Origin of the sequence: Rodentibacter rarus (assembly GCF_001998965.1) — a bacterium.
Lineage (GTDB): Bacteria > Pseudomonadota > Gammaproteobacteria > Enterobacterales > Pasteurellaceae > Rodentibacter > Rodentibacter rarus.
This window is the reverse complement of the sequence record NZ_MLHJ01000045.1, coordinates 1-12,663: the sequence shown is the minus strand read 5'-3', so window position 1 is coordinate 12,663 and position 12,663 is coordinate 1. Positions and strand designations below refer to the sequence as shown.

Here is a 12,663-nt window from a genome sequence, read left to right as displayed (position 1 = left end):
GGTAAGATACTGATAAAGGGAAGTGCGGTCAAATTTTTTATCTTTTTGAGCGCACTTTTCCACTATGCAGATTTTTTCTCATTCCAAGGGGCGACCCAATATAGGCAAATCATCCCTGGAAGGGCTAAAAATAAGCATAGCCAAAAATAATCATAATAGCCTACTGCCCCCACTACATAGCCGGAAAGCATACCTAACCCTTTGCTGGGTAAAGCGGAGAGGCTGGTAAACAGTGCCAGTTGGGTGGCAGTATAAAGCGGGTTGGTTTCACGCGCCATAAAGGCCACAAAGGCTGCGGTGCCAAGCCCTACACCAATATATTCAGCAGCGATAACAAAACCTAATCGCCATAATTCGGTAGAACTGATGCTGTCAAAATGACCAAATTTTGCCAACCAAATAAAACCGCCAATGGTGACCATTTGCACAAAACCAAATAACCATAATGCTCGGTTAATGCCGAGTTTTAGCATAATCACGCCTCCCGCAAGCCCGGATAAAATGCTTGCCCAAAGAGAAGTGCTTTTCACCACCAATGCAATGTCTTCTTTGCCAAATCCTATGTCGTAAATGAATTTGGTTTGAAGCGTGGTGGCAAAGGAATCGCCAAATTTATATAAAAACAAAAACAGTAAAAAACCGAGCCCTTGTGCCACACCTTTACGTTGGAAAAATTCTTGCAAAGGAATCCAAAAGGTTTGATAAAAAGGCTGATTGTGTTGCGGCGTATCAATCTTGGGTTCTTTGGCGAGAAATAACGTCATAAAAATACCTGCCAGCATACAAAGTGCCGTCCATAAAAACACCGTTTCCCAAGGGTAAATTGTAGCCAGATAAAGAGAAATCCCACCGGGAATTAAACCAGCAATACGATAGGCATTAATATGGATGGTGTTGCCTAAGCCTAGTTCATGGTCACTTAAAATTTCACGGCGATAAGCATCAAGCACAATATCTTGTGTGGCAGAAAAAAAGGCAATCAGCAATGCAATATTCGCCACCACCGTTAATTGCGAGCGTGGATCAAAAAGGCTGATAATATAAAGTAAAATCAATAAGATCACTTGAGAAATTAAAAGCCAACTTCGGCGGCGGCCTAAAAAACTGGGAAAATAGCGATCTAACAACGGCGCCCATAAAAATTTTAAGCCGTAAGGCAACATAACGCCTGTCACCGCCCCGATTAATTCCACAGAAAGCTGCTTATCAGTCAACCACACCGGTAACATTTGTAATAAGACGAATAAAGGTAAACCGGAGCTAAAACCGGTGAACACGCAAATCAGCATCTGACGTGTAAAAATTTGGGAAAAAAGCGAGTTTGGCATAAAAAGTGCGGTCAATTTTAGTTATGTTTTCGTGGCACGGTGTTGGTTGCCGTGCCACCATAAAGGATTTTTAGAAAAATTAATCCTTATATCCTTGCGGATTATTTTTTTGCCAATTCCACGTATCTTTCATCATTTGCTCTAGATTACGTTCTGCTGTCCAGCCTAGTTCTTTTGCCGCCAAACTTGGATCGGAATAACAAGTGGCGATATCACCCGGACGGCGATCCACCATCTTATAAGAAATCTCAATATTATTGGCTTTTTCAAAGGCTTTCACCATATCTAACACCGAATAACCTTGCCCTGTACCAAGGTTATAAATATGTAACCCGGCATCCTCTTCATGACGCTGAAGAGCTTTCAAATGCCCGATGGCTAAATCTACCACATGAATGTAATCACGCACACCGGTGCCATCATGCGTGTCATAATCACTACCAAAAACCGAAAGCTGTGCTAGTTTACCAATCGCCACTTGGCTAATATAAGGCAATAAATTATTCGGAATACCGTTTGGATCTTCACCAATCAAACCGCTTGAATGCGCCCCCACCGGATTAAAATAGCGTAAAATCGTCATACTAAATTGCGGTTCGGCTTTTGCCACATCCCGCAAAATTTGCTCCACCATATATTTTGATGTGCCATAAGGATTGGTTGTGCCACCCACTTCGCAGTCTTCCGTAATAGGAATAATTTTGGGATCACCATATACCGTGGCAGAAGAGCTAAAAACAAAGTTCCACACCTTCGCTTTTTTCATTTCTTGCAACAACACCACTGTACCGGCAACATTGTTCATATAATATTCCGCCGGTTTTTGCACGCTTTCACCCACCGCCTTTAATCCGGCAAAGTGAATCACAGAATGAATAGCATTTTCAGCAAAAATTTTTTGCAGTAATGCACGATCTAAAATATCACCCTCATAGAATTTAACGCTTTTACCGGTGATTTGTTTGACACGCTCAAGGGATTTCGGGGAGGAATTGCAAAGATTGTCTAATACCACTACTTCTTTGCCTGCATTTAATAATTCAACAACCGTGTGCGAACCGATATACCCAGCACCGCCGGTGACTAAAATGGTCATCTTTGACTCCTTTTCATAGACTTATAACCAACGCTGATTATAGCACTATTTTACTTCAAAAAATGTAGCAATTTTAACCGCACTTTTATGTGATATTTGTCACAAAATGATCTTTTGGTACTGGCATAATTTATTGTCTAAGTATATAAAATAGAAACTATTTTTTAACATGAGTATTACAAACATCTATGAATCAACTTATCTCTCAACTCACTAAAATTGTTGGCACACAATATATCATCACCGAGCCGTCAAAAACCGAATCTTATCGTAGCGGATACCGTTTCGGCTCAGGAAGCGCCATTGCCGTTGTTAAACCCGCCACTTTACTTGAATTTTGGCAAGTTCTAAAAGTGTGTGTTGCGCAAGATGTTATTGTGATTAACCAAGCTGCCAACACAGGATTAACCGGGGGTTCAACACCAAACGGCAATGATTATGATCGTGAGATTGTGATCATCAATGCCATGAGAATTGATGGTATTCAATTGATTAACAATGCCTCTCAAGTGATTTGCCTACCGGGTTCAACGTTAAATGATTTGGAAAATAAACTAAAACCTCACGGGCGTGAACCACATTCAGTGATCGGTTCATCTTGTATTGGTGCCTCTGTCATCGGAGGAATTTGTAATAACTCCGGTGGCGCACTCGTTCAACGAGGCCCCGCCTATACGGAAATGGCACTTTATGCTCAATTAAATGAGCAAGGTGAATTAGAACTTAAAAATCACCTAGGTATTGATTTAGGTTCTACCCCGGAAGAAATTTTAACGAATTTACAAGGTCATCATTATCAGCAAAAAGATATTGTTCAGGATTGCGGAAAAGGCCATGACCACAGTTATTGCAATCACGTTCGTCAAGTGGATGAAAACTCTCCGGCCCGTTTTAATGCCGATCCTGCCCGCCACTATGAAGCCTCAGGCTGCGCAGGAAAACTGGCTGTGTTTGCCGTGCGTTTAGACACCTTCCCATCAGAAAGTGAAACGGCTGTTTTCTACATAGGTACAAATCAGACCAATGTGCTGAACGACATCCGCCGCCAAATGCTAGGGCATTTTGAACAGTTGCCGATTTCAGGTGAATATATTCATCGAGATGCTTTTGACATTGCCGCCCGTTATGGAAAAGATACCTTTTGGGTGATAAAAAAATTTGGCACGCATTGGCTACCTAAGTTATTTTCCTTAAAAGCCAATGTGGATCGCTTAAGTAAGAAAATGTCCTTTTTACCCCAGCATTTAAGCGATAAATTTTTACAATTGGTCTCCAAAATATTACCGAAACATCTACCAAAACGCTTATGGCAGTATCGAGATCGCTATGAACACCATTTAATTATAAAAATGGGCGGGAAAGGGGTAAGTGAAGCCCGTCATTTCTTAAAAGATTATTTTAGCGATCATCAAAAAGGGGGGTATTTTGAATGTGATGCGGTAGAAACACAAGCAGCAATGCTCCATCGTTTTGCCGTCGCCTCAGCTGCAGTTCGTTATCGTGCTATCCATGAAAAAGAGGTTGAAGATATTGTTGCACTTGATATTGCCTTGCGCCGCAATGATAAAGAATGGTTTGAGAAATTGCCCGAGGAAATCGATAAGCAAATCAGTCATAAACTTTATTACGGACACTTTATGTGCCATGTATTCCATCAGGATTACATTGTTAAGAAAGGTTATGATTGCGAAAAATTAGAACATGACATGTTGGAATTATTAGATAAACGGGGTGCGCAATATCCGGCAGAACACAATGTCGGACATTTATATGAAGCGAAACCTGCGTTACATAAATTCTATAAAAAGTTAGATCCAACCAATAGCTTCAACCCCGGTATCGGACAAATGTCAAAGAAAAAATATTGGGCTGAATAGCCCACAAAATAGTGAGCAAAGACATTACATACAGCAAATTAGAAATTTACTTGTAAAGAAAGGCAGCCTAAGCTGCCTTTATGATATAAATACTAAAAATTAACGCTCATTCCAACGTTTAATGGATTCACGAATCACTTCTTTTGCTTCTTCAACATCGCCCCAGTGTGTCACTTTTGTGCTACCCGGTTTTTTCAATGCTTTGTAATTGTTGAAATGAAATTCAATTTGTTTGATTAATTGAGCCGGAACATCCGCAAGGCTGTTGTAAGCATTGCCGGTATCACGATCATCTGCCGGTACACAAACAATTTTATCGTCCACTTCGCCATCATCGACAAATTTCATCACACCAATCACTTTGGCTTCAAGAAATACGCCGGTTGCCAGTGGCTGACGGGTCAGTAATAACACATCTAACTCATCGCCATCTTCGTCTAAGGTTTGTGGAATAAAACCATAGTTTGTCGGTTTGGCAAAAATTGCCGGTTCAACACGATCCAACTGGAACGCTGCAACTTTGCGGTTCCATTCAATTTTGTGGCAACTGCCTTCCGGAATTTCATTGACAACATTGATGATTCCTGCATCCACATCACCCGGAGTTAAAATTTGATTAAAATCAGCCATTGTATTTCCTTATTTAATTGAGTTAAAAAACGGCAAGAGTATAGCAGTTTTTAAGTGATGTTGTCGCTCTAAATTTTATTCAAAAACAACCGCACTTTACCCACGCAAACGTTTACATACTATCCTGTTTCGGTAAAATAATCCCCTTTCATTCCAACTTACCTTAGAGGCAACATGTCTAATTTAGAAAAAATCTTTGAACTGCAAAAACGGGGTTCAACCGTTCGCCAAGAAATTATTGCCGGTTTAACCACCTTTCTTGCGATGGTGTATTCTGTGATTGTCGTACCTAATATGCTTGGCGCAGCCGGTTTTCCCGCTGAATCTGTCTTTATCGCTACCTGCTTGGTCGCCGGTTTAGGCTCGATTTTAATTGGCTTATGGGCCAATGCGCCAATGGCGATTGGTTGTGCCATTTCCCTTACCGCTTTTACAGCCTTTAGTTTGGTGATTGGACAAGGTGTATCTATCCCTGTTGCATTGGGTGCGGTGTTCCTAATGGGGGTTGCATTTACCCTGATTTCAGCAACAGGTATTCGTGCTTGGATCTTACGCAATCTACCTTCCAGCATCGCTCACGGAGCCGGTATCGGTATTGGATTATTTTTACTGTTAATCGCCGCCAATGGTGTCGGCTTAGTGGTAAGTAATCAAACCGGTTTACCGGTGAAATTAGGTGATTTCACCGCATTTCCTGTGATAATGTCATTAATCGGATTAGCCTTTATCGTTGGTTTAGAAAAAATGAAAATCAAAGGTGGAATTTTATGGGTGATTATTGCCATAACTCTCATTGGCCTTATTTTTGATCCTAATGTAAAATTCAGCGGTGACATTTTCAAAATGCCGACTTTTGGTGAAAACTCGCTATTTTTACAATTAGATTTACAAGGGGCATTACAACCGGCAATTTTACCTGTCGTCTTTGCTTTAGTAATGACCGCCGTTTTTGATGCCACCGGCACTATCCGTGCTGTGGCAGGGCAAGCAAATTTATTGGATAAAGACGGACAAATCATCAATGGTGGCAAAGCCTTAACTTCTGATTCCGTCAGCAGCTTATTTTCAGGATTATTCGGCACCGCCCCTGCTGCGGTCTATATTGAATCGGCAGCCGGTACTGCCGCAGGCGGTAAAACCGGGATTACAGCTATTGTTGTGGGAATCCTGTTTTTATTTATGCTCTTTTTCCAACCTCTTGCATTCTTAGTCCCAGGATATGCCACCGCACCGGCACTCATGTATGTGGGGTTATTAATGTTAAGCAATGTAAGCAAATTGGATTTTGATGATTTTGTTGGAGCAATGAGTGGGCTGATTTGTGCCGTATTCATTGTGCTGACGGCAAATATTGTCACCGGAATTATGCTAGGTTTTGCAGCATTAGTAATCGGTCGAATTGTCAGCGGTGATATTAAACGCCTCAATGTCGGCACAGTGTTAATCGCTATTGCTCTGGTCGCTTTCTATGCGGGTGGTTGGGCGTTAAGCTGATCTTAGACATTTCACTAATCAAAATGACCGCACTTTAAAAAGTGTGGTCATTTTTTAGAAAGATTGAAATAAAAAATTAGGTGTAATAGACAAAATGGTTGATCAAAAGTGGGTTAAGTCCTTATAGTAAAAGGTTTTAACCTATTTTCTTGAAATATGAGTAAAAAAACTATATTTTCTGTCAAAGTCCAAATATCTGTAAGTTTGGCATTAGAAATAATATTCAGCATTATAGATGTAATGAATGTCATAAAATGTTTTCTTTTAAAGAAAAATTAGATCCAATAAAAATTTAGCAAGATTATTCAGAGGGAAAACAAACTTATAAACAGCTTGCTAATAAATATCAATACTTGATTAGAACGATACAGCGATAGGTTTTAAATTCACCTAAAACAAGATTAAAACCACCTAAAAATAATACACTTAACCTTCTCATTGATTCGAGCTTTTGGGGAAGAGAATTTGGTGTACTTGTCCTAATGGATTCGCTCTCTAAAAAAATGGTTTATCATCAAATTATCAAAAGCGAGAAAGATATTTATTACTTTATTGCTATCATCAAACTTAGAGAAAAAGGCTATAAAATTCAATCAATTACTTGTGATTGCAGATGGGAGTTATTGAAAAACGAGCTGAATATTTCCACTCAATTTTGTCAGTTTTATCAAGTTGCGATTGTGATTAGAAAGCTAACAAGAAACCCCAAATCAGAGGTGGAGAAAACTCTAAAAATATTAACCAACCCCTTTAAAATAAGTAGTAAATCAGCGTTTTACGTTAATCTACATAAATGGTATCTTGAATATAAAACATATTTGGAAGAGCGTTCTGATAAGCCTAATGATAAAGGAAAATATTTTTATAAACATAGAAATTTAAGAGGTGCTTATTTAAAATCAAGATTATCTTTTTTGCTTTGAAAAATACCCAGAATTGAAAATAGAAAAGGCGAATAATCGACTAGAGGGGCTATTGGGAGAACTTAAGTAGAGATTATCGGGTTTAACTAAATATCATAAGATATTATTTATTAAAGATTATTTTAAAGAAAAAGCGTTGATCGTAAATTCACGATCAACCACTTTGTTTATTACACCAATAATCTTCGGTAGTGAAAATAAAGCGTTGTGGGAAGAAGCAGCGCTTTATTTTATGTTATTTTTGTTGGGCCTGTTTTTCTTTATCCGCTGCAAAATCTGCCCCTTTTGCCATCATACGTAATTGTAAAATCACACGTTGTTTGAGTTGTTCACGTTCCTGTTTGTTCATATCTAATGCGTTTGCACCGGCGGTGAAGACAATCGTCACGATACCTTCCGCCTGTACGTAAGCAATATATTGTGGATATTGATGCTTATGCGCAATATATTCCGCAAGCTCATCCACAAAATGTTTAATTTCTCGTGCAGCGGCGGTGCGAAATGCTTGAGATGTTCCCGAACTTTCCCGCAAGAGTAAACGGAATACGTTTGTGCTGTTGGTGATAAATTCAAAAAACGTATCAACCGATACGACAATCACACTGCCCCCCGCATCAATCCGTTTACGTGCCTGACGCATAAGTTGGCGTAAAATCAATCCGGCTTCATCCACCATTTCCAAGCCTAATTCATCCATATCACTAAAATGGCGGTAAAAAGAGGTGGGGGCAATGCCCGCCTCTCGTGCGACTTCCCGTAAACTCAGGTTAGAAAAACTTTTTTCTGCACTGAGTTGGTTAAATGCGGCATCCACCAAAGCACGACGTGTCTTTTCTTTTTGAATTGCACGAACACCTGCCATTATTTTGCTCCGGCAAGAAGAGATTTCACTTCATCACTCACCGCTTTTGCCACACGTTCATAACGGCTACGCAAGGGCGACCCCGGGCGATAGACTAAAGTAATACTCCGTGCCGGTTCAGGCGAATGACATGGAATATATTTTACGCCTTTGCGTGTTCCCTCATTTTTGACTGCAAGTTCCGGCATAAATGTGATACCGCCATTGGCAGCCACCATATTACGTAAGGTTTCAAGGCTGGTTGCTTGGAAATGTGAATTTTCTTTCGCTCCTGCGGCAAAACAATAATCTAGTGCTTGATTACGTAAACAATGTCCATCGTCCAACATCAACATTTCTTGCCCTGTCAGACTGTTCATAGAGATCTTTTTTTCTTTCGCCCAAGGGTGTTTCTCTGACACGGCCAATAACATCTTCTCTTCAAAAATCGGCACTTCAATAAATGCTTCGGTCTGTGGTACACGGGCTAAAATGGCACAATCCAATCGTCCGGTTTCAAGTTGCTCTAACAATTGTTGTGTTTGAGCCTCATAAAGGAAAATTTCCAGGTCAGGAAAAGCGGCTTTTAAAGTGGGCACAATATAAGGAAGTAAATAAGGACCGACCGTTGGGATTAAACCGATATGCAACGGACCTGTCATTTCTTTACCTTGGTTGCTTGCCATTTCTTTTAATAATTTCACTTCACGTAAAACGGTACGAGCTTGTTCAACAAGGAGCATTCCGGATTGGGTAAACAGCACTTTTCGGCTGGTGCGTTCCAATAAAATAATCCCAAGTTCATCTTCCAGTTTACGAATTTGTCCACTAAGTGTAGGTTGGCTAACATTGCACGAATCTGCGGCACGGCGAAAATGTTTATGCTCGGATAATGCCACCAAATATTCCAAATCACGAATATTCATAAAATCTTTCCTTATAGAAAAAGTCAATTGAAAAAATAGAATTAATTGATTGCAACTATATCATAAGTTTGACTATAATCCAGCTCCTGAATAAAAACTTAACTTAAAAATTAAGGAGAAAAATATGTCTCTCACCGATATGACCGGTAAAAAAGTACCGAATGTCACCTTTCATACCCGTCAAGGCGATGCTTGGGTTGATGTCACCACCGGCGAATTATTTGATAATAAAACCGTTGTTGTATTTTCACTCCCGGGAGCATTTACCCCAACTTGCTCATCAACACACTTGCCCCGCTATAATGAATTAGCTTGCGAATTTAAAGCCGCCGGCGTGGATGATATTATTTGTATTTCTGTCAACGATACTTTCGTTATGAATGCTTGGAAAGCCGATCAAGAATCAGAAAATATCACCGTTATTCCGGATGGTAACGGCGAATTTACCGAAGGTATGGGGATGCTTGTAGGCAAAGAAGATTTAGGTTTTGGCAAACGTTCTTGGCGCTATTCTATGCTCGTTAAAAACGGTGTCGTAGAAAAAATGTTCATTGAACCGGAAGAGCCGGGCGATCCGTTCAAAGTATCTGATGCCGATACGATGCTCAAATATTTAAAACCGGGCTGGACAGCAAAACCTTCTGTTACCGTCTTCACTAAACCGGGCTGCCCATTCTGTGCGAAAGCAAAAGCATTATTAAAAGCGAAAGATTATACTTTTGAAGAAATCGTGTTAGGTCGTGATGCCAGCACCATTTCTGTGCGTGCGATCACCGGTAAAACCAGTGTGCCACAAGTCTTTATCGGCGGTGAATACATTGGTGGCAGCGATGATTTAGAAAAATATTTCGCATAAGTGGGAATGCAGTTTTAGCTAATTAATTTAATTTGGAACTTTAATGACAGAAAGCCAAACTCTTTGCAGAGTTTGGCTTTTTTATGAATAAAATCTCTCTAAAATCTAACCGCACTTTACGCTTTTATTAGAGGCAAGCAATCTTATAGTCCCCACTCATAAATCGGTCATCGCACAATAGCCTAAACTCGGCAGTGTTGGGCAAACTTTCATCGTCATAACCGATACCGCATTGCCTCGCCCTTCTTGTACTAATTCTTCAATATCGAATGTTGAAGCTATCAGCAATCAGCGTAATTAACCGATTGTCGGATAAACCTTCTTCCAACGCAATAGAATTTTTGGAGGCGCATAATATCGGTATTTAATTAGCCAAAATTTATTTCACGGAGCCGGTAAATGGAACATAAATCATGTTATGTAAATTTTTGTAAAGATTATGGATTGATTTGTGGTTAGTACATTTTTTAAGTAGAATTCGCAAGATCTCTTTCAACACTTATTAAATTATAGAAAGAGCGGTTAATTTTTTAATTAATTTTGGGAGACCCTAAATGAACAAGATTTTTAGAGTAATTTGGAACCATGCAACCCAATCTTGGGTGGCGGTATCCGAATTAACCAAAGCAAAAGGCAAAACGAAGTCAAGATCAGAAAAGAAAATCTCAATTTTTGCAGTTTCATTGATAACGGCTGGGGCAACGGTGGTTGGTGGATCGGCTTTGGCTGCTTCTGTTGAGTGGAGTGGTGGTCGAATTTGGGGGGGACAAGGAGCATCTGCCGGTGGTAATAGTGCGATTGCATTAGGTTGGGCAGCTAAGGCACCCGGAGAACAAGCGGTTGCAATTGGTAATGAAGCAACAACGGTTAATGATTATTCAACCGCACTTGGGGCACAGACTAAAGCCACAGCTAACTATTCAACGGCACTTGGTGCCAAATCGAACGCAAGTGGTCAGGAAGCTACTGCTATCGGTAAGGAAGCCAGTGCAAGCGGTGAAATGTCCGTTGCGATTTCCTCATCCGCAAAAGCCACAGGTGATAACTCTATTGCTATTGGTAATCGCTCAAATGCCACGACTAACAGAGGTATAGCGATTGGTGATGGTGCAACCGTTGTCGCAGGGGACGAACCAGGTGCTACGGGTGGTATAGCGATTGGTGGAGGTTCCTTAGCTCAAGGACAAGGTTCGCTTGCTATTGGTTTGGGTAATAAGGCATATGGATGGAGACATATAAATGGTGGGCGTGATTCTACTATTGCGATTGGTGAAGGAAACACTGCCAATTTATCCAGTGTCGCACTCGGTCGCCATAATAATGCACTCGGGGATGTCTCTTTTGTATTGGGGGTAAATAGTACGACCACCGAAACTGCTCAGCAATCTGTTGCTATTGGGACAAACGCAAAAGTAATTGGGGGGTTCTCATTCGGAATGGGCTCATTTACTCGCGTGGACAGTAGTCGGTCGATAGCAATGGGTTATTTATCAGGGATTTATGGTGGAAGTACAGCCACAGAAACAAATGTATCAGATCTCGAGAATAGTAAATACTCCATTTCCATAGGACCGTACTCAAGAGTATATAATTCCAGATACGCCACTTTGCTTGGTACTGATGCTTGTATAACGAATAGTAACCGCACGGTCGCCATTGGGGGCAACTCAACCATTACTGACTCTCATTTTGCGACAGCAGTGGGGGCAAATACCACTGTAACTATTTCCAGCAATGCGACTGTGCTTGGGCAAGGTTCAACGATGTCGAATGCGTCAGAAGGGACTGCTGTAGGAGCGTACGCTTCCATTTCTAGTGCCACAAACGGCACAATTATCGGGACAAGAAGTAAAATCACCGCAGGCGATAAAGGCATTGCAGTTGGGGTGGATAACACGATTAGAGCCTCAAATGCCGGTGCAATGGGGGCAAATAACACCCTTAATGCCGAGGCGACAAATAGCTATGCGATAGGGAATAATATCAACCTCACGACATCCGGTTCTGTCGTATTGGGGGATAACTCGGCTGGCTCTGAATCAGTCACAGCAGCGCCAAATGCAACAATTGACAGTTTTACCTATGACGCATCACGTTTCGCTGGGAATAATTTCACCAACCGCAGCGGACATTACGTTAGCGTTGGTGCGAAAGATGCAGAGCGCCGAATTTTACACGTTGGCGCAGGTAATATTTCCAATACATCAACGGATGCGATCAATGGTTCACAGCTTTACTTAGTGGCATCGCGTGTTGAAGAAGTTGCCAATAGTATTACGACAGGTGAGTCGAAAGTTGAAGGTGGTAAAGCTGCGCCAAATACTGCAACGACTTATCAAGATAAGAACAATCTAAATAAAGTTGTTGTCAAGGGCGATGATGGCAATTTTTACTATAACGGTACGGATATTATTATTCCTGCGGATAATATAATTACGATTGTTGGCGATGAGAATAAAGTCGCCACCGTGGGTGATATCGTAAACACGATTAACAGCGTATATCACACGGTGAACACCTCAACCCATGACAAACAAGTGGTGAGCAATGCCAATGCCACCGGTGTAGAAGTGAAAGCGGGCGATACGGTTCAATTCATCGCAGGTAAAAACTTAGAGATAAACCAAGACGGTTATAACATCACCTATGGTCTTTCAGAGAACATCACGGTTAATAACGTGACGGCGAATAA

12 protein-coding genes are annotated in these 12,663 nt (G+C 40.9%); 6 read left to right on the top strand and 6 right to left on the bottom strand.

Annotated elements, in window-relative coordinates; translation table 11 throughout:
- Nucleotides 1-62: 62 nt before the first annotated feature.
- Entirely contained in the window at nt 63-1,328 is a 1,266-nt protein-coding gene (locus BKK50_RS05605) for an MFS transporter (protein ID WP_143529763.1), read from the bottom strand.
- A gap of 79 nt (nt 1,329-1,407) precedes the next feature.
- The gene (gene galE / locus BKK50_RS05600) at nt 1,408-2,424 is read right to left on the bottom strand and encodes a UDP-glucose 4-epimerase GalE (RefSeq protein ID WP_077416145.1); all 1,017 of its coding nucleotides are present in this window, start codon (nt 2,422-2,424) and stop codon (nt 1,408-1,410) included.
- 188 nt (nt 2,425-2,612) lie between these two features.
- On the opposite strand from galE, the gene dld reads away from it, so the two are divergent.
- Nucleotides 2,613-4,301, top strand: coding sequence for a D-lactate dehydrogenase (gene dld, locus BKK50_RS05595; protein WP_077416143.1), 1,689 nt, complete (start codon nt 2,613-2,615; stop codon nt 4,299-4,301).
- Nucleotides 4,302-4,400: 99 nt separating this feature from the next.
- Here the strand turns inward: dld and BKK50_RS05590 are convergent, their stop codons facing one another.
- On the bottom strand, nt 4,401-4,931 hold the full coding sequence (locus BKK50_RS05590; RefSeq protein WP_005695476.1) for an inorganic diphosphatase: 531 nt from the start codon (nt 4,929-4,931) through the stop codon (nt 4,401-4,403).
- A gap of 174 nt (nt 4,932-5,105) precedes the next feature.
- On the opposite strand from BKK50_RS05590, the gene BKK50_RS05585 reads away from it, so the two are divergent.
- From BKK50_RS05585 to BKK50_RS05580, 3 genes are all read left to right on the top strand, one after another.
- A complete protein-coding gene (locus BKK50_RS05585; protein WP_077416140.1) occupies nt 5,106-6,425 on the top strand; it encodes an NCS2 family permease in 1,320 nt (439 codons plus the stop codon).
- Between the two features lie 173 nt (nt 6,426-6,598).
- A complete protein-coding gene (locus BKK50_RS13210) occupies nt 6,599-6,721 on the top strand; it encodes a transposase-like zinc-binding domain-containing protein (RefSeq protein ID WP_425272388.1) in 123 nt (40 codons plus the stop codon).
- Between the two features lie 186 nt (nt 6,722-6,907).
- A complete protein-coding gene (locus BKK50_RS05580; RefSeq protein WP_341864589.1) occupies nt 6,908-7,348 on the top strand; it encodes a hypothetical protein in 441 nt (146 codons plus the stop codon).
- A gap of 235 nt (nt 7,349-7,583) precedes the next feature.
- Here the strand turns inward: BKK50_RS05580 and fabR are convergent, their stop codons facing one another.
- Complete coding sequence (gene fabR / locus BKK50_RS05575; protein WP_077416138.1) at nt 7,584-8,210, bottom strand: HTH-type transcriptional repressor FabR; 627 nt, start codon at nt 8,208-8,210, stop codon at nt 7,584-7,586.
- A complete protein-coding gene (oxyR, locus tag BKK50_RS05570; protein WP_077416136.1) occupies nt 8,210-9,115 on the bottom strand; it encodes a DNA-binding transcriptional regulator OxyR in 906 nt (301 codons plus the stop codon). The genes fabR and oxyR overlap by 1 nt, the downstream gene beginning before the upstream one ends.
- Nucleotides 9,116-9,239: 124 nt before the next feature.
- Between oxyR and BKK50_RS05565 the strand changes: the two genes are divergently transcribed.
- Entirely contained in the window at nt 9,240-9,971 is a 732-nt protein-coding gene (locus BKK50_RS05565; protein WP_077416134.1) for a glutathione peroxidase, read from the top strand.
- Nucleotides 9,972-10,127: 156 nt separating this feature from the next.
- Here the strand turns inward: BKK50_RS05565 and BKK50_RS13045 are convergent, their stop codons facing one another.
- Nucleotides 10,128-10,259, bottom strand: coding sequence for a hypothetical protein (locus BKK50_RS13045; RefSeq protein WP_279625572.1), 132 nt, complete (start codon nt 10,257-10,259; stop codon nt 10,128-10,130).
- A gap of 266 nt (nt 10,260-10,525) precedes the next feature.
- Here BKK50_RS13045 and BKK50_RS05560 point away from each other — a divergent pair.
- A partial coding sequence (locus tag BKK50_RS05560; protein WP_279625571.1) for an ESPR-type extended signal peptide-containing protein occupies nt 10,526-12,663 on the top strand: 2,138 nt, incomplete at its 3' end.